15 protein-coding genes are annotated in these 15,491 nt (G+C 58.6%); 3 read left to right on the top strand and 12 right to left on the bottom strand.

Annotated features, from left to right (window positions below):
* Positions 1 to 75 precede the first annotated feature (75 nt).
* Together mutS and fdxA are read left to right on the top strand one after the other, a co-directional pair.
* Positions 76 to 2,643, top strand: coding sequence for a DNA mismatch repair protein MutS (mutS, locus tag LCH65_RS09405; RefSeq protein ID WP_161937152.1), 2,568 nt, complete (start codon positions 76 to 78; stop codon positions 2,641 to 2,643).
* A 259-nt stretch (positions 2,644 to 2,902) separates the two neighbouring features.
* Positions 2,903 to 3,226: a ferredoxin FdxA gene (fdxA, locus tag LCH65_RS09400; RefSeq protein WP_003433347.1), complete on the top strand. Its 324-nt coding sequence runs from the start codon at positions 2,903 to 2,905 to the stop codon at positions 3,224 to 3,226.
* Positions 3,227 to 3,771: 545 nt separating this feature from the next.
* On the opposite strand, the gene rpoS is transcribed toward fdxA, so the two are convergent.
* The 8 genes from rpoS to LCH65_RS09360 all read right to left on the bottom strand — a co-directional run bounded on the left by rpoS (position 3,772) and on the right by LCH65_RS09360 (position 11,008).
* Positions 3,772 to 4,779 carry an RNA polymerase sigma factor RpoS gene (gene rpoS, locus LCH65_RS09395; protein WP_003364793.1) on the bottom strand — a complete coding sequence of 336 codons (1,008 nt, stop codon included), beginning with the start codon at positions 4,777 to 4,779 and terminating at the stop codon, positions 3,772 to 3,774.
* 103 nt (positions 4,780 to 4,882) lie between these two features.
* A complete protein-coding gene (locus LCH65_RS09390; RefSeq protein WP_003364795.1) occupies positions 4,883 to 5,749 on the bottom strand; it encodes a peptidoglycan DD-metalloendopeptidase family protein in 867 nt (288 codons plus the stop codon).
* A 207-nt stretch (positions 5,750 to 5,956) separates the two neighbouring features.
* Positions 5,957 to 6,592, bottom strand: coding sequence for a protein-L-isoaspartate(D-aspartate) O-methyltransferase (locus LCH65_RS09385; RefSeq protein WP_003364797.1), 636 nt, complete (start codon positions 6,590 to 6,592; stop codon positions 5,957 to 5,959).
* A gap of 41 nt (positions 6,593 to 6,633) precedes the next feature.
* A complete protein-coding gene (surE, locus tag LCH65_RS09380; RefSeq protein WP_003364800.1) occupies positions 6,634 to 7,383 on the bottom strand; it encodes a 5'/3'-nucleotidase SurE in 750 nt (249 codons plus the stop codon).
* Positions 7,371 to 8,429, bottom strand: coding sequence for a tRNA pseudouridine(13) synthase TruD (gene truD / locus LCH65_RS09375; RefSeq protein ID WP_003433352.1), 1,059 nt, complete (start codon positions 8,427 to 8,429; stop codon positions 7,371 to 7,373). The genes surE and truD overlap by 13 nt, the downstream gene beginning before the upstream one ends.
* The gene (gene ispF, locus LCH65_RS09370) at positions 8,426 to 8,899 is read right to left on the bottom strand and encodes a 2-C-methyl-D-erythritol 2,4-cyclodiphosphate synthase (protein ID WP_096108165.1); all 474 of its coding nucleotides are present in this window, start codon (positions 8,897 to 8,899) and stop codon (positions 8,426 to 8,428) included. The genes truD and ispF overlap by 4 nt, the downstream gene beginning before the upstream one ends.
* A gap of 54 nt (positions 8,900 to 8,953) precedes the next feature.
* The gene (fghA, locus tag LCH65_RS09365) at positions 8,954 to 9,799 is read right to left on the bottom strand and encodes an S-formylglutathione hydrolase (protein WP_058398125.1); all 846 of its coding nucleotides are present in this window, start codon (positions 9,797 to 9,799) and stop codon (positions 8,954 to 8,956) included.
* 96 nt (positions 9,800 to 9,895) lie between these two features.
* Positions 9,896 to 11,008, bottom strand: a complete 1,113-nt coding sequence (locus LCH65_RS09360; protein ID WP_003391047.1) for an S-(hydroxymethyl)glutathione dehydrogenase/class III alcohol dehydrogenase — start codon at positions 11,006 to 11,008, stop codon at positions 9,896 to 9,898.
* A 104-nt stretch (positions 11,009 to 11,112) separates the two neighbouring features.
* Here LCH65_RS09360 and LCH65_RS09355 point away from each other — a divergent pair, with 104 nt between their 5' ends.
* Complete coding sequence (locus LCH65_RS09355) at positions 11,113 to 12,009, top strand: LysR family transcriptional regulator (protein WP_003433355.1); 897 nt, start codon at positions 11,113 to 11,115, stop codon at positions 12,007 to 12,009.
* Here the strand turns inward: LCH65_RS09355 and ispD are convergent.
* The 4 genes from ispD to kdsA form a co-directional block, all read right to left on the bottom strand.
* On the bottom strand, positions 11,969 to 12,727 hold the full coding sequence (gene ispD, locus LCH65_RS09350) for a 2-C-methyl-D-erythritol 4-phosphate cytidylyltransferase (RefSeq protein WP_003433358.1): 759 nt from the start codon (positions 12,725 to 12,727) through the stop codon (positions 11,969 to 11,971). The genes LCH65_RS09355 and ispD overlap by 41 nt on opposite strands.
* A 13-nt stretch (positions 12,728 to 12,740) precedes the next feature.
* Complete coding sequence (gene ftsB, locus LCH65_RS09345) at positions 12,741 to 13,019, bottom strand: cell division protein FtsB (protein ID WP_003314315.1); 279 nt, start codon at positions 13,017 to 13,019, stop codon at positions 12,741 to 12,743.
* A gap of 190 nt (positions 13,020 to 13,209) precedes the next feature.
* Positions 13,210 to 14,496 carry a phosphopyruvate hydratase gene (eno, locus tag LCH65_RS09340; RefSeq protein ID WP_003339565.1) on the bottom strand — a complete coding sequence of 429 codons (1,287 nt, stop codon included), beginning with the start codon at positions 14,494 to 14,496 and terminating at the stop codon, positions 13,210 to 13,212.
* Between the two features lie 139 nt (positions 14,497 to 14,635).
* The gene (gene kdsA / locus LCH65_RS09335; RefSeq protein WP_003314314.1) at positions 14,636 to 15,481 is read right to left on the bottom strand and encodes a 3-deoxy-8-phosphooctulonate synthase; all 846 of its coding nucleotides are present in this window, start codon (positions 15,479 to 15,481) and stop codon (positions 14,636 to 14,638) included.
* Between the last annotated feature and the right edge of the window lie 10 nt (positions 15,482 to 15,491).

The raw sequence follows: 15,491 nt of genomic DNA, 5'->3' as shown, positions 1-15,491 counted from the left end.
CAAGGGCCACCCGTCGCGTCTCAAGGTTGCCTCACTCCTCTCAAGAACTTGCCTAAGCCACTGATGAATAAAGCAATTTCCGACCTCTCCGCACACACTCCGATGATGCAGCAGTACTGGAAACTGAAAAACCAGCACCTGGATCAGCTGATGTTTTATCGCATGGGCGATTTCTACGAGATCTTCTACGAAGACGCGAAGAAAGCCGCCAAGCTGCTGGATATAACCCTGACCGCACGCGGCCAGTCGGCAGGTCAGAGCATTCCCATGTGCGGGATTCCCTACCACGCAGCCGAGGGTTATCTGGCCAAGCTGGTGAAACTGGGCGAATCAGTGGTGATCTGCGAGCAGATCGGCGACCCCGCCACCAGCAAGGGGCCGGTGGATCGTCAGGTGGTGCGGATCATCACGCCAGGGACCATCAGCGATGAGGCCCTGCTCGACGAGCGCCGCGATAACCTGATCGCCGCCGTGCTGGGTGACGAACGTCTGTTCGGCCTCGCGGTACTGGATATCACCAGCGGTAACTTCAGTGTGCTGGAGATCAAGGGCTGGGAGAACCTGCTGGCCGAGCTCGAGCGCATCAACCCGGTCGAGCTGTTGATCCCGGACGACTGGCCACAAGGTCTGCCTGCCGAGAAGCGCCGTGGTTCTCGACGTCGCGCGCCTTGGGATTTCGAGCGCGACTCAGCGCATAAAAGTTTGTGTCAGCAGTTTGCAACCCAGGACCTGAAGGGTTTCGGTTGCGAAAACCTGACGCTGGCCATCGGTGCTGCCGGCTGCCTGCTGAGCTATGCCAAGGAAACCCAGCGTACCGCCCTGCCCCATCTGCGCAGCCTGCGTCACGAACGTCTCGACGATACCGTGATCCTCGATGCCGCCAGTCGCCGTAATCTGGAACTGGACACCAACCTGTCCGGAGGCCGTGACAACACCCTGCAATCGGTCATGGACCGCTGCCAGACCGCAATGGGGACACGGTTACTGACCCGCTGGCTGAACCGGCCATTGCGCGACCTGACCATCCTTCAGGCACGCCAGACGTCGATCACCTGTTTTCTGGAACGCTATCGCTTTGAAAACCTGCAGCCACAGCTCAAGGAAATCGGCGACATTGAGCGGATTCTGGCGCGCATCGGCCTGCGTAACGCGCGGCCACGTGACCTCGCTCGCCTGCGCGACGCCCTGAGCGCCCTGCCCGAGTTGCAACAGGCGATGACCGATCTGGAAGCGCCGCATCTGCAGCAACTTGCGCAGACCGCCAGCACCTATCCCGAGCTGGCCGATCTGCTGCAGCGCGCGATCATCGACAACCCGCCAGCCGTCATTCGTGACGGTGGCGTTTTGAAGACTGGCTACGACGCTGAGCTGGATGATCTGCAGTCTCTGAGCGAAAACGCCGGCCAGTTCCTGATCGACCTGGAAGCCCGCGAAAAAGCCCGCACCGGTCTCGGCAACCTGAAAGTCGGCTACAACCGCGTACATGGCTACTTTATCGAGCTGCCAAGCAAGCAGGCCGAGCAGGCGCCGGCTGATTACATACGCCGCCAGACCCTGAAGGGCGCCGAGCGCTTTATCACGCCCGAGCTCAAGGAGTTCGAAGACAAGGCGTTGTCGGCCAAGAGCCGCGCCTTGGCTCGGGAAAAGATGCTCTACGAAACGCTCCTCGAAGACCTGATCGGTCATCTTGCGCCGCTTCAGGATACGGCGGCGGCGCTGGCCGAACTGGACGTGTTGAGCAACCTTGCGGAGCGCGCGCTGAATCTGGACCTCAATTGCCCACGCTTTGTCGCCGAACCCTGCATGCGCATCGAGCAAGGCCGTCATCCGGTGGTGGAACAGGTTCTGAGCACGCCTTTCGTTGCCAACGACCTGGCGCTGGACGACAGCACTCGCATGCTGGTCATCACCGGCCCGAACATGGGCGGTAAATCGACCTATATGCGTCAGACGGCGCTGATCGTGCTGCTGGCCCATATCGGCAGCTTCGTGCCCGCTGCCAGCTGCGAACTGTCGCTGGTCGACCGGATCTTCACGCGCATCGGCTCCAGCGACGACCTGGCGGGAGGACGCTCGACGTTCATGGTCGAAATGAGCGAAACGGCAAACATCCTGCACAACGCTACCGATAAAAGTCTGGTGCTGATGGACGAAGTGGGGCGCGGCACCAGTACTTTCGACGGCCTTTCGCTGGCCTGGGCGGCAGCCGAGTGCCTCGCGCAGCTGCGCGCCTATACACTGTTCGCCACGCACTATTTCGAACTGACGGTGTTGCCGGAAAGCGAACCGCTGGTGACCAATGTGCACCTCAACGCCACCGAGCATAATGAGCGCATCGTGTTCCTGCACCGCGTCCTGCCAGGGCCTGCGAGCCAGAGCTACGGTCTGGCCGTGGCGCAACTGGCCGGGGTGCCGGGCAAGGTCATCAGCCGCGCCAAGGAACACTTGCAGCGTCTGGAAACCACCAGCCTGCCGCACGAGCAGCCGCGCGCCAAACCCGGCAAGCCCGCAGTCCCGCAGCAGAGCGATATGTTCGCAAGTCTGCCGCACCCGGTGCTCGACGAGCTGTCGAAGGTCAAGGTCGACGATATGACCCCGCGGCAGGCGCTGGATTTGCTATACACATTGCAAACTCGCCTGTGACGCGAAGCGTTACATACTGTTAGAATCCCGCGCGGTTTGGGACGCTCTCGGCTTTTAGCCTGGTCGAGGCGTTTTTCGAGCCGCGTGAAAATGCAGCGAACCATCGGTAGGTAGCAGGGACAGGTAGCAGACGCCGCAGTCTTACCGCTTCAAGGCCACCCACCAAAAGCACGTGTTTTCATAGGGCCGGGAAACCTCCCGAACCTGGCACCCCTGTCTGGAAGGGCTCTGCCGCAGCCGCCTGAGGAGAAAATTAGAAATGACCTTCGTCGTCACCGACAACTGCATCAAGTGCAAGTACACCGACTGCGTAGAAGTCTGTCCGGTGGACTGCTTTTACGAAGGCCCGAATTTCCTGGTGATCCACCCGGACGAGTGCATCGACTGCGCGCTCTGCGAGCCAGAGTGCCCTGCCGTAGCCATTTACTCGGAAGACGAGATCCCTGCCGGCATGGAAAACTTCATCGAGCTCAACGCCGAGCTTGCCGAAGTCTGGCCCAATATCACCGAAAAGAAAGACGCTATGCCGGAAGCGGCAGAGTGGGATGGCAAAACCGGCAAGATCGCTGATCTGGAACGCTAGATTCCAGACAGACAAAAGGCCCTCAAGAGGGCCTTTTTTATTGAATGCGCTTTTCTGCAGACAAAAAAAGGGGCGGTATAACCCGCCCACGTTTTTCCCTGATCCCTGTATTCCCTTGTCATCATCCTGATGAATCGCATCCCGCGATGTCCTTGACCGTCATCCTTGATGGCCCGTGCCTGTCCGTTGGCACAGCTTCGATATTAGAGATTTAACCCTGGAGAGCAACACCCGAAACGCTCCAGAATATTTCCCGGTCGATTGTTTTACAGGATTAAAACCTTTTCTAAAACAAAGCCTTGCAACGAAAAAACCGTGAAATTGGCGACTAGCCTTACTCCGATTACCTGAATGACTTACAGCAAGCGTGCGCAATGACTTACAGGCTTTGAACCTTCCAAGTACACCGACCGCGAGATTGAACAGGCAAAACCGTATTGGCGGGTCCCGTGAGCAGCAATATTGAAATGACGAAAGACATATAAAAAGGCCGATATACACACACTGTGTTATATCGGCCCTGGATGGATGCTGCAGAGGGGGGATTACTGGAAGAGGGATTCGCTGGACAGACCATTTTTCTCGAGGATCTCACGCAGACGCTTGAGTCCTTCAACCTGAATCTGCCTTACACGCTCACGCGTCAGGCCGATCTCAAGCCCTACATCTTCAAGCGTGCTGCTTTCATGCCCGCGCAAACCGAAGCGGCGAATCACCACCTCGCGCTGCTTCTCGGTCAGTTCAGACAGCCATTGATCGATACTCTGTGAGAGATCGTCGTCCTGCAGCAACTCGCAGGGGTCTGTCGGACGGTCGTCGGTCAAGGTATCGAGCAGCGTCTTGTCCGAATCCGGGCCCAGCGAAACGTCCACTGACGAAACACGCTCGTTCAAGCCCAGCATGCGCTTGACCTCGCCTACCGGTCTTTCCAGCAGGTTGGCGATCTCTTCAGGAGAAGGTTCGTGATCCAGCTTCTGGGTCAGCTCTCTGGCCGCACGCAGATAAACGTTCAGCTCCTTGACCACATGAATCGGCAGTCGGATGGTCCGCGTCTGATTCATGATCGCGCGTTCAATGGTCTGACGAATCCACCAGGTGGCGTAGGTAGAGAAACGAAAACCGCGCTCCGGGTCGAACTTCTCAACCGCCCTGATCAACCCCAGGTTGCCCTCCTCGATCAGATCAAGCAATGACAGCCCACGATTGACATAGCGTCTGGCAATTTTCACTACCAGCCGCAGATTGCTTTCAATCATGCGTTTGCGCCCGGCCGGATCTCCACTTTGCGACAGACGCGCAAAATGCACTTCTTCTTCCGGGGACAATAGAGGAGAAAAACCGATTTCATTGAGGTACAGCTGGGTAGCATCAAGCGCCCGCGTGTAGTCAATGTACTTGTGTTGTTTGAGCGATGTTGATTGCTTGACCTTGGTACGTCCCGAGACAGCGGCTGGCTGCTTCTCGTTTGACGCTTCCTTCAGGACAATGCCGGCTTCCATAAGGAGCACTTCATCATCGATGTCAAACTCCGGCGCTTCGTTGCCAAGAGCCATTGTTTTAGTCCTTTGGTGAGTTCGACCTCAAGCTCCAGCATCGCCTGGTTCCATGGCAACGCTTGAGCCTGTTCCTATTACGCCTGGAACAGGCTGGCAACTATCAACGACGTGGCAAGAATCCTAACGGATCTACAGGTTTCCCTTGGCGGCGAATCTCAAAATGCAGTTTCACCCGGTCAGTTCCTGTTGACCCCATTTCGGCAATCGTCTGCCCTGCCTTGACCTGTTGTCCTTCCCGTACCAAAAGCCTGCGGTTATGACCGTAGGCACTGACGTAGGTATCGCTGTGTTTGATGATGATCAATTCGCCGTAGCCCCGTAATCCACTTCCGGCGTAAACAACTGAACCATCAGACGCTGCCAAAACAGGCTGTCCCAAATCACCAGCGATATCAATTCCTTTATTCAAACTGCCGTTTGAGGAAAATTTTCCTATCAAAATGCCACTCGAAGGCCAGGTCCAACCTGTCGGGGACTTGCCGGCCGGGCCTGTCCCGGTGGTCGCCGAGGGAGGTATAACCACAGGTACAACCGCAACAGGTTTGGACATAACCGTGGTTTTGACGGATCCGGAACTGCTGGTAGTGGTTGACGTGGACGTCACTGGACGCCCGGCGCCCGACGTTGAAACCACGCTCGGTGTTGAAGAGGAGCGTCCGTCAAAGCGAATTGTCTGACCAGGCTTGATGGTAAACGGCTCCGGGATCTGGTTACGGGCAGCCAGCGCCTTCCAGTCCCAGCCGTAACGAAATGCAATGGAAAAAAGTGTGTCACCGCGCCTGACCACGTATTGGCCAGTGGTCACCGTCGGACGCTGGGCCACGGCATTGCCGTTGCGATCAACGACGCGAACGCCGCCTGAGGGCGAGCTGGAGCAGCCGACCAAAAGGACACTGAGAGCAATGCCAATCACCAGACGCTGATAACTTCTTGAAGACCTGAGCTGCTGAATGACTGTGAGACTCACCCGCCACTCCCTTTACTGGTGACTGAATTCAAAAAAGATGCCTATTGTGCCGTAATAGCGACGGGCAGCCAGTGATATCCGCTGAAAAACGCTGTTAAGTATCAATCAGCTGCATGGAAATGATGCCATCAGGCCATTCAACATTCCGGGCCGCGCGCTGTAGACAGATGACTGACGCCAGAATTCATTGTTTACCGCAGACAATCTTCAAGCGATGGGTCCATTGAGCAATGGCACGAAGCGCACAGCCCCCAGCACGTGCCGGGAAAAACCGTGTTCCTCACGGATGATCAGCATCAACTGCTGAACCTCCCCCGAGCCCACGGGAATGACCAGACGGCCTCCCGGTGCCAGCTGATCGAGCAATGCCTGCGGTACATCGGTTGCCACCGCCGTGACGATGATGCCGTTATAGGGCGCCAGGGCTGGCCAGCCTTCCCAGCCGTCACCCCAGCGGAACACCACGTTGCGCAGATTGAGCTCGACCAGACGTTCCTTGGCGCGATCCTGAAGCACCTTGATGCGCTCGACCGAGAACACTCGTTCTACCAGCTGCGCCAGCACAGCAGTCTGATAGCCTGACCCCGTACCGATCTCCATGACCTTGTCCAGCGGCCCGGCTGCCAACAGCAGCTCGCTCATCCGCGCGACCATGTAAGGCTGGGAAATGGTCTGGTTGTGACCGATGGGCAATGCGGTGTCTTCGTAGGCGCGATGCGCCAGCGCTTCATCGACAAACAGATGCCGTGGCGTCTTGCGAATGACGTCCAGTACCCGCTGGTTGGAAATGCCCTCTTCACAGAGGCGCTGAATCAGACGCTCGCGGGTACGCTGCGATGTCATTCCGATCCCTCGACGCAATAAATCATCCTGCTCGCGTGACATCAACGAAGTCCCTCCAGCCAGGTGTTCAGGCTGCTGAATCCGTCCTGATAGGTTCTATCCAGCTGCAACGGCGTGATCGATACATAGCCTTGTACGACCGCATGAAAGTCGGTCCCGGCGCCGCCGTCCTCGACATCACCGGCAGCAGCGATCCAGTAGCCAGCGCGGCCACGCGGGTCGACGACCTTGATCGGCGCCGCAGCGCGGGCACGATGCCCCAATCGGGTCAGTTGAATGCCGCGGATGTGCTCGAGCGGCAGGTTGGGAATATTCACGTTCAATACCGTGCGGGGTGGCAGGTCGAGTTGCTCATGGGCCTCGACCAGCAAGCGCGCGTAATGCGCCGCCGTCGCCAGATTATCCGGCTGACGTGACAGAAACGAAAAGGCAAACGACGGGCGCTGCAGAAAACGCCCTTCAAGCGCTGCGGCGACCGTTCCGGAATACAGTACATCGTCGCCCAGATTAGCCCCCAGGTTAATGCCTGAAACCACCATGTCCGGTTGCCGCTCCAGTAGCCCGTGAATGCCCAGATGCACACAATCGGTGGGCGTACCGTTGACACTGATGAAGCCGTTTTCCAGGGTGTGCGGATGCAAGGGCCGGTCGAGTGTCAGAGAACTGCTGGCACCACTTTTGTCCTGATCAGGCGCAATCACCACGCAGTCGGCGTAGTTCGCCAACGCCGCATGGAGCGCGACAAGACCGGGCGCATTCACCCCGTCATCATTTGATATCAGAATACGCATGAGCTGTCCGTCTGCCCAACCGGCACCAGATCGATGAGTTCGCGTACCAAGACGGTCGCAAAGCATCCGGGCGGAAGGACGAATTCCAGTTGCAGAATGTCAGACTCGGGATAATGCCACGTCAGCCGCCCAATGGGCAGTCGCAGGATGCGACGTTCGTGCTCCATGCCCGCTCTGACCAGCCAGTCACGCAACACGGATTCGTCATCGGCAACGGTATTTTCCAGCGCTGCCGTCGCACCGCCAGCTGGCGAAGGGCCTTCACCCCACTGAGGACCGGTGGGGTGCAGATCGAGGATCGCCAGACGAGGATCGCTGCATTCATCCAATCCGGCCGGGAAAAAACTGCGACTGTCGGTGAACGCAAGCAAATCCCCGACCTGAGCCTTCTGCCAGCTGCCATCGGCAACCCGGGCGGCCAACACCCGGTTGAACAGGTAACTGCGCGCCGTGGACAACAGTCGCGAACGCACGGCGCGCTGCTCAGGCAGCGCCTTGCGGGCGGCGTAATCGCGTGCCTCGCCAAGATTTCCGCCCTGATAGCCAAAACGCTGCGTGCCGAAATAATTGGGGATGCCCTGCCGGGCAATGGTTTCAAGGCGCTGATTCAACGCGCCCTGATCTGCATCCAGCTGAGTCAGACGCAGGGTGAAGCCATTGGCCGCATGGGCGCCACGTTGCAGCTTGCGTTTGTGACGACCGCTTTTGAGAATCTTCAGCGTGTCGTCCTGCGCAGCAGACAGATCAGGATCGGCCTTGCCCGGCAGTTGAATACTGAACCACTGACGGGTCAATGCCTGGCGATCCTTGAGACCGGCGTAGCTGACTGTGCGCAACTGAACGCCCGCAGCCCGGGCCAGCCGGCGCGCCGCCTCTTCCGTGTTCAGGCCGCGTTTCTCGACCCATAGCCACAAGTGCTCGCCATCCCCGGAAAGCGGAATGTCCAGCACTTCATCGACCTGAAAGTCTTCGGCAGTCGCCTTGAGCACTGCACGCCCCAGTGCATCGCCGTAAGCTCGCGGGCCCAGCAGTTCAAGTTCATTCATGCGCGCAGCAACAACGCAACGGCATGCACCGCGATGCCTTCTTCACGCCCGGTAAAGCCAAGCTTTTCGGTCGTTGTGGCCTTGACGTTGACCTGATCCAGCTCAACCTGAAGGTCTTCGGCGATCAATGCACGCATGGCATCGATGTGCGGTGCCATTTTCGGTGCCTGAGCGACGATGGTCGCGTCGACATTACCGACCTTCCAGCCTTTGCCATGGATCAGCGTGAGGACATGACGCAGCAGCACGCGGCTGTCGGCGCCCTTGAACCGCGGGTCGGTGTCAGGAAAGTGCTTGCCGATATCGCCCAGCGCTGCGGCGCCCAGAAGCGCGTCGCTCAAGGCATGCAGCAGGACATCGCCATCGGAATGGGCCAGCAGGCCGAACCCGTGTGCAATCCGCACGCCGCCCAAGGTAATGAAGTCGCCTTCAGCGAAACGGTGCACATCATAGCCATGGCCAATACGCATAAAAAAAACGCCCTGAAAAAAGTCAGGGCGTGATTCTACCTGCTTTGGCGCGCGTTAGCTGTTCAAGGCTGCAGCGTGATGCCTGAGATGGTCTTCGATGAAGCTGGCGATGAAGAAATAGCTGTGGTCGTAACCTGGCTGCATGCGCAGGGTCAGCGGGTAATCCGCAGCCTTGGCCGCCTGAACCAGCACCTCGGGTTTGAGCTGGTTGACCAGAAAATCATCACGATCGCCCTGATCGACCAGGGTCGGCAGCTTTTCGGACGCCTGCGCAATCAGCACGCTGGCATCCCACTCGCGCCAGCGAGAACGGTCTTCGCCCAGATAACGGGAGAATGCCTTTTGCCCCCAGGGGCAATCGATCGGATTACTGATCGGCGAAAACGCCGACACCGAGCGATAGCGGCCAGGATTGCGCAATGCGCAGACCAGCGCGCCGTGACCGCCCATCGAGTGGCCGCTGATACTGCGCACCTGCGACGCCGGGAAATGCCCCTCGATCAACGCCGGCAGTTCCTTGACCACGTAATCATGCATTTGGTAATGCCGCGCGTAAGGCTGCTCGATAGCGTTAAGGTAGAAGCCCGCGCCCTGACCGAAGTCCCAGGCGCCGTCAGGGTCATCTGCCACGTCGGCACCGCGCGGACTGGTATCAGGCGCCACGATGATGATGCCCAGCTCGGCCGCCAGTCGATGGGCCGCTGCTTTCTGCATGAAGTTCTCATCCGTGCAGGTCAGGCCGGACAGCCAGTACAACACCGGCAGCTTGCCGCCCTGCTCCGCCTGTGGCGGCAGGTAGACGGCAAACACCATGTCGCAACCGAGCACTTGAGAATGATGCTTGTAGCGCTTGTGCCAGCCGCCGAAACTCTTTTGGCAGGAAATATTTTCCAAAGGCATAGGGTTTCCTCCAGTTGCAGGCGTCAAGCCTCAGGCTGCAGGCATGGACCAGAGCATCCTGCTTGCTGCTTGAAGCCGAGCGCCTGCCGCTGCTCCTTAAAAATGAATGACCGTGCGGATGCTTTTGCCTTCATGCATCAGGTCGAATGCCTTGTTGATGTCTTCCAGGCCCATGGTGTGGGTGATGAACGTATCCAGCGGGATTTCACCGGTCTGCGCCATGTCCACGTAGCTTGGCAATTCGGTACGACCACGCACGCCACCAAATGCCGAACCGCGCCAGACGCGCCCGGTCACCAGCTGGAACGGACGAGTAGCGATTTCCTGACCGGCACCGGCCACGCCGATGATGACCGACTCGCCCCAGCCCTTGTGGCAGGATTCCAGCGCTGCACGCATCAGTTGCACATTACCGATGCACTCAAACGAGAAGTCGACGCCGCCATCGGTCATGTCGACAATGACTTCCTGGATCGGACGGTCGAAATCCTTCGGGTTGACGCAATCAGTCGCGCCCAGCTGTTTGGCGATTTCGAACTTGGCCGGGTTGATGTCGATGGCAATGATTCGAGCTGCCTTGGCTTTGACCGCACCGATCAATGCCGAAAGGCCAATACCGCCCAGGCCGAAGATGGCCACGGTATCGCCAGGCTTGACCTTGGCGGTGTTGAGCACCGCACCGATACCGGTGGTGACACCGCAACCCAGCAGGCAGACCTTTTCCAGCGGTGCCTGCTTGTCGATTTTGGCCACCGAGATTTCCGGCAGTACGGTGTACTCGGAGAAGGTCGATGTGCCCATGTAGTGGAAAATCGGCTCGCCCTTGTAGGAAAAGCGCGTGGTGCCATCCGGCATCAGGCCCTTACCCTGAGTGGCACGAATCGCCTGACACAGGTTGGTCTTGCCCGAGCGGCAGAACTTGCACTGACGGCATTCCGGGGTGTACAGCGGAATCACGTGGTCGCCGACCATCACCGAGGTCACGCCCTCTCCCACCGCTTCGACAATCGCACCGCCTTCGTGACCGAGGATCGACGGGAAAATCCCTTCAGGGTCAGCCCCGGACAGGGTGTAGGCATCGGTGTGGCAGACGCCGGAGGCTACTACTCTGAGCAGCACTTCTCCCGCCTTGGGCATGGCGACATCGACTTCAACGATCTCCAATGGCTTTTTGGCTTCAAAAGCGACAGCAGCGCGCGACTTGATCATCAATCTTCTCCGACGGGTAAAAACAAGGATTGCAGTGTAGTACAGTGCCAATTGACGAGTAATGCGGCTAAAAGCAAAACATTAATGCTGTACAGGGATAATCGATGTACACCAATCGCTGGGAAGGTCTGGATGAGTTCGTTGCCGTTGCAGAATGCGGGCAGTTCACGGCGGCAGCTCAGCGGCTCGGGGTCTCCTCGTCGCATGTGAGCCGTCAAATCGTTCGTCTTGAAGAGCGCCTGCAGACCCGTCTGCTCTACCGCAGCACACGCAAGGTCGCGCTGACGGAAGCCGGGCAAACCTTTCTGCACCACTGCCAGCGCCTGCAGGACGGCCGCGAAGAAGCTCTGCGCGCCGTGGGCGATCTGGCCAGCGAACCGAAGGGTTTGTTGCGCATGACCTGCGCGGTGGCCTATGGCGAGCGCTTCATCACGCCGCTGGTCACGCGTTTCATGGACGTTTACCCGCACCTGCGGGTCGATATCGAGCTGAGCAACGACACGCTGGACCTGGTTCATGAAGGCATGGACCTGGCGATTCGGCTTGGCCGGTTACAGGACTCGCGTCTGGTCGCGACCCGCCTCGCGCCACGGCAGATGTACCTGTGCGCTTCGCCGTCCTACATCGAGCGTTACGGCAGACCGCACAGCCTTTCGGAACTGAATCGCCATAATTGCCTGATAGGAGGCAGCGATACCTGGCAGCTTCAGCAGAACGGGCGTGAGTTTTCCCAGCGTGTACAAGGCAACTGGCGCTGTAACAGCGGCCAGGCCGTGCTGGATGCCGCGCTGCACGGAGTCGGTTTGTGTCAGTTGCCGGATTACTACGTGCAGAAACATCTCAACGACGGCACGCTGGTTTCATTGCTGGAGGCGCATCAACCGCCTAACACTGCAGTATGGGCGCTCTATCCGCAGCAAAGGCACCTGTCACCCAAGGTGCGCAAGCTGGTGGATTATCTTAAGGAGGGGTTGGCGATGAGGGATGAGTATCGCCAGTAGCGGAAACCTGGCGCCCGAACTTGCTGCGGCGCTGGCGCAGCCACTCCAGGTCTTCGGGACGCGTGACCTTGATGTTGTCGGAACGTCCCTCGATCAGGCGTGGCGACTGCCCCGCCCACTCGATGGCCGATGCCTCATCGGTGATGCTGACGTTAGAGACCAGGCTGTCCGCCAGGGCGCGATGCAGGGCACCAAGACGAAACATCTGCGGCGTGAAGGCTTGCCAGATCAGGCTGCGATCCACTGTTTCCAGCACGCGACCGCTGCTGTCGGCACGTTTGAGCGTGTCGCGGGCCGGCACGGCCAGCAGGCCGCCGACAGGGTCATCGGCCAGTTCGCCGAGCAGATTGTCCAGATCGCTGCGCGCCAGGTTCGGACGCGCAGCGTCATGAACCAGCACCCAGTCATTGTCACTGGCGCCCTGCGCATGCAGGTGCAGCAGCGCATTGAGTACCGAGCCTGAGCGCTCGCTGCCGCCGTCCACGCGCTGAATGCGAGTGTCATGCGCGCAGGGCAATGCAGCCCAGTAAGGGTCGTCCACAGCCAGACTGATCACCAACCCCTTGAGCCGGGGATGATCGAGAAAGCAAAGCAGGCTGTGTTCCAGAATTGTCAGGCCGCCCAGTGGCAGGTACTGCTTGGGACGGTCGGCTGCCATGCGAGCACCAATGCCCGCTGCAGGTATCACTGCCCAGAAGGCAGGAAGAAAGTCTTTCATCGCACCAACTTGATTATTGCGCGAGCTGGTAAAGGGTTTCGCCGTCCTTGACCATGCCCAATTCATGTCGGGCACGCTCTTCGACGGTTTCCAGACCTTTTTTCAATTCCATGACCTCGGCATCAAGCACGCGGTTGCGCTCCAGCAGCACCTGATTTTCAGCATGCTGGTCGGCAATCTGCTGAGTCAGGCTGGCCACTTGCGCAAGGCTTCCGTTACCGACCCAAAGGCGGTACTGCAAGCCAGCCAGCAACAGGAGCAGGACGAGGAACAACCAGTTAGGACTGCGCATTGAAATATCAGGTACCCAGTAAAAAAGACAGCAGAGCCAACGTGAACAACAAACGACTGAGGGCATTGAGCCTGACATAAGCCAGGCTCAATCACTCCAGATTACCGCGGAGCGTCAGCATCGGAGCTGCACGGGCAAGTCAGGGGACTCGAATCCGTGCAGCACTCTGCGTCTTTTTACCATCTATGGCTCAGCCGCGAAACTCGGCACGACCACGATACACAGCCTTGGAGCCCAATTGCTCCTCGATGCGCAGCAATTGGTTGTACTTGGACACGCGGTCGGAGCGGCACAGCGAACCGGTTTTGATCTGACCGGCAGAGGTGCCCACAGCCAGGTCGGCAATGGTCGAATCTTCGGTCTCGCCGGAACGGTGAGAGATGATCGCCGTGTAACCGGCAGCCTTGGCCATCTGAATGGCTTCCAGGGTTTCGGTCAGCGTGCCGATCTGGTTGAACTTGATCAGGATCGAGTTGGCGATCTTCTTGTCGATGCCTTCCTTGAGGATCTTGGTGTTGGTCACGAACAGGTCGTCACCCACCAGCTGGGTTTTCTCGCCGATCTTGTCGGTGAGGATTTTCCAGCCATCCCAGTCGGACTCGTCCAGACCGTCTTCGATGGAAATGATCGGGTGCTTGCGAGTCAGCTCGGCAAGGTATTCGGCGAACTCGGCAGAGCTGTATTCGCCCTCTTCGCTCAGTTTGTACTTGCCGTTCTTGTAGAACTCGCTCGCTGCGCAGTCCAGCGCCAGGGTCACGTCGGTGCCCAGCGTATAACCCGCATTGGCAACAGCCTCGGCGATAGCGTCGAGCGCTTCCTTGTTGGATGCCAGGTTAGGCGCGAAGCCACCTTCGTCACCCACTGCGGTGTTCAGGCCACGCGCCTTGAGGACCGCCTTGAGGTGATGGAAAATCTCGGTGCCCCAGCGCAGGCCTTCAGCGAAGGACTTGGCGCCGACAGGCTGGATCATGAATTCCTGGATGTCGATGTTGTTATCGGCATGCTCGCCACCGTTGATGATGTTCATCATCGGCACCGGCATGGAGTACACACCCGGGGTGCCATTGAGGTTGGCGATATGCGCGTACAGCGGCAGGTCCTGATCCTGTGCCGCCGCCTTGGCAGCTGCCAGGGAGACCGCGAGGATGGCGTTTGCGCCCAGGCTTGCCTTGTTTTCGGTGCCGTCCAGCTCGATCATCGCGTGATCCAGCGCCTTCTGGTCGACCGGATCCTTGCCCAGAAGCAGGTCACGGATAGGGCCATTGATGTTGGCCACAGCTTTCAGAACGCCCTTGCCCATGTAACGGCTCTTGTCGCCATCACGCAGCTCCAGCGCTTCGCGCGAGCCGGTTGAAGCACCGGACGGCGCGCAGGCGCTGCCGATGATGCCGTTATCGAGGAGCACATCTGCTTCCACGGTGGGATTGCCACGGGAGTCGAGAACTTCACGACCTTTGATGTCGACGATTTTTGCCATTGTTGTAAACACTCCAAGATTGACGAAAACGACGCAGCTGGGAAAACAATGCTCGCAATCAGACGCAGGAAAAGGCAGGTCTGAATGCGACAACCCCGTCACGGATGACGGGGAACGGCACTTTACCGGAGAACCCTGTTCAAGCGGTCTCTACGATCGGAAAACTCTTTACAAGTTCATCCAGGGACTTGAGTTGGGCCAGAAACGGCTCGAGCTTGTCCAGACGCAGGGCACATGGCCCGTCGCATTTGGCGTTGTCAGGATCCGGATGGGCTTCAAGGAACAGACCGGCCAGATTCTGACTGATACCGGCCTTGGCAAGATCCAGCACCTGGGCGCGGCGCCCGCCCGCAGAATCGGAACGACCGCCCGGCATCTGCAGGGCATGGGTCACGTCGAACAGGATCGGGTACTCGAACTGCTTCATGATGCCAAAGCCAAGCATGTCCACGACCAGATTGTTGTAACCGAAGCTGGAGCCCCGCTCACAGAGAATCAACTGATCGTTCCCCGCCTCTTCGCACTTGGTCAGGATGTGTTTCATTTCCTGGGGTGCAAGGAACTGGGCTTTCTTGATGTTGATGACTGCACCGGTTTTCGCCATCGCGACGACCAGATCGGTCTGCCGCGACAGGAAAGCCGGCAGTTGAATGATGTCGCAGACTTCGGCCACCACGGCGGCCTGATGAGGCTCGTGAACATCGGTGATCAGCGGCACGTTGAAGGTGCGCTTGATCTCTTCGAAAATACGCATGCCTTCTTCAAGGCCCGGCCCACGGTAGGAGTTCACCGAAGAGCGGTTGGCCTTGTCGAAGCTGGCCTTGAACACGTAAGGGATACCGAGCTTTTCGGTGACCTTTACGTATTCTTCACAGACCTGCATGGCCATATCCCGGGATTCGAGTACGTTCATGCCGCCGAACAGCACCATTGGCTTGTCGTTGGCGATCTCGATCGAACCTACGCGGATGATTTTCTGAGCCATGTCTGCAGTC

Origin of the sequence: Pseudomonas sp. MWU16-30316, from assembly GCF_020515645.1 — a bacterium.
In the GTDB taxonomy this organism is placed as follows: domain Bacteria; phylum Pseudomonadota; class Gammaproteobacteria; order Pseudomonadales; family Pseudomonadaceae; genus Aquipseudomonas; species Aquipseudomonas cerasi.
Note: the sequence above shows the minus strand (reverse complement) of the source record. Positions and strands in the feature narration are given on the sequence as shown.

What these genes read in the sequence shown, in the direction of transcription:
- surE (WP_003364800.1), bottom strand. Translation starts at nt 7,383, where the DNA reads ATGCGTATTCTGATATCAAATGATGACGGGGTGAATGCGCCCGGTCTT.
- eno (WP_003339565.1), bottom strand. Translation starts at nt 14,496, where the DNA reads ATGGCAAAAATCGTCGACATCAAAGGTCGTGAAGTTCTCGACTCCCGT.
- rpoS (WP_003364793.1), bottom strand. Translation starts at nt 4,779, where the DNA reads ATGGCTCTTGGCAACGAAGCGCCGGAGTTTGACATCGATGATGAAGTG.
- LCH65_RS09360 (WP_003391047.1), bottom strand. Translation starts at nt 11,008, where the DNA reads ATGATCAAGTCGCGCGCTGCTGTCGCTTTTGAAGCCAAAAAGCCATTG.
- fdxA (WP_003433347.1), top strand. Translation starts at nt 2,903, where the DNA reads ATGACCTTCGTCGTCACCGACAACTGCATCAAGTGCAAGTACACCGAC.
- LCH65_RS09355 (WP_003433355.1), top strand. Translation starts at nt 11,113, where the DNA reads ATGTACACCAATCGCTGGGAAGGTCTGGATGAGTTCGTTGCCGTTGCA.
- kdsA (WP_003314314.1), bottom strand. Translation starts at nt 15,481, where the DNA reads ATGGCTCAGAAAATCATCCGCGTAGGTTCGATCGAGATCGCCAACGAC.
- truD (WP_003433352.1), bottom strand. Translation starts at nt 8,429, where the DNA reads ATGAATGAACTTGAACTGCTGGGCCCGCGAGCTTACGGCGATGCACTG.
- ispF (WP_096108165.1), bottom strand. Translation starts at nt 8,899, where the DNA reads ATGCGTATTGGCCATGGCTATGATGTGCACCGTTTCGCTGAAGGCGAC.
- ftsB (WP_003314315.1), bottom strand. Translation starts at nt 13,019, where the DNA reads ATGCGCAGTCCTAACTGGTTGTTCCTCGTCCTGCTCCTGTTGCTGGCT.
- LCH65_RS09385 (WP_003364797.1), bottom strand. Translation starts at nt 6,592, where the DNA reads ATGACATCGCAGCGTACCCGCGAGCGTCTGATTCAGCGCCTCTGTGAA.
- fghA (WP_058398125.1), bottom strand. Translation starts at nt 9,799, where the DNA reads ATGCCTTTGGAAAATATTTCCTGCCAAAAGAGTTTCGGCGGCTGGCAC.
- ispD (WP_003433358.1), bottom strand. Translation starts at nt 12,727, where the DNA reads ATGAAAGACTTTCTTCCTGCCTTCTGGGCAGTGATACCTGCAGCGGGC.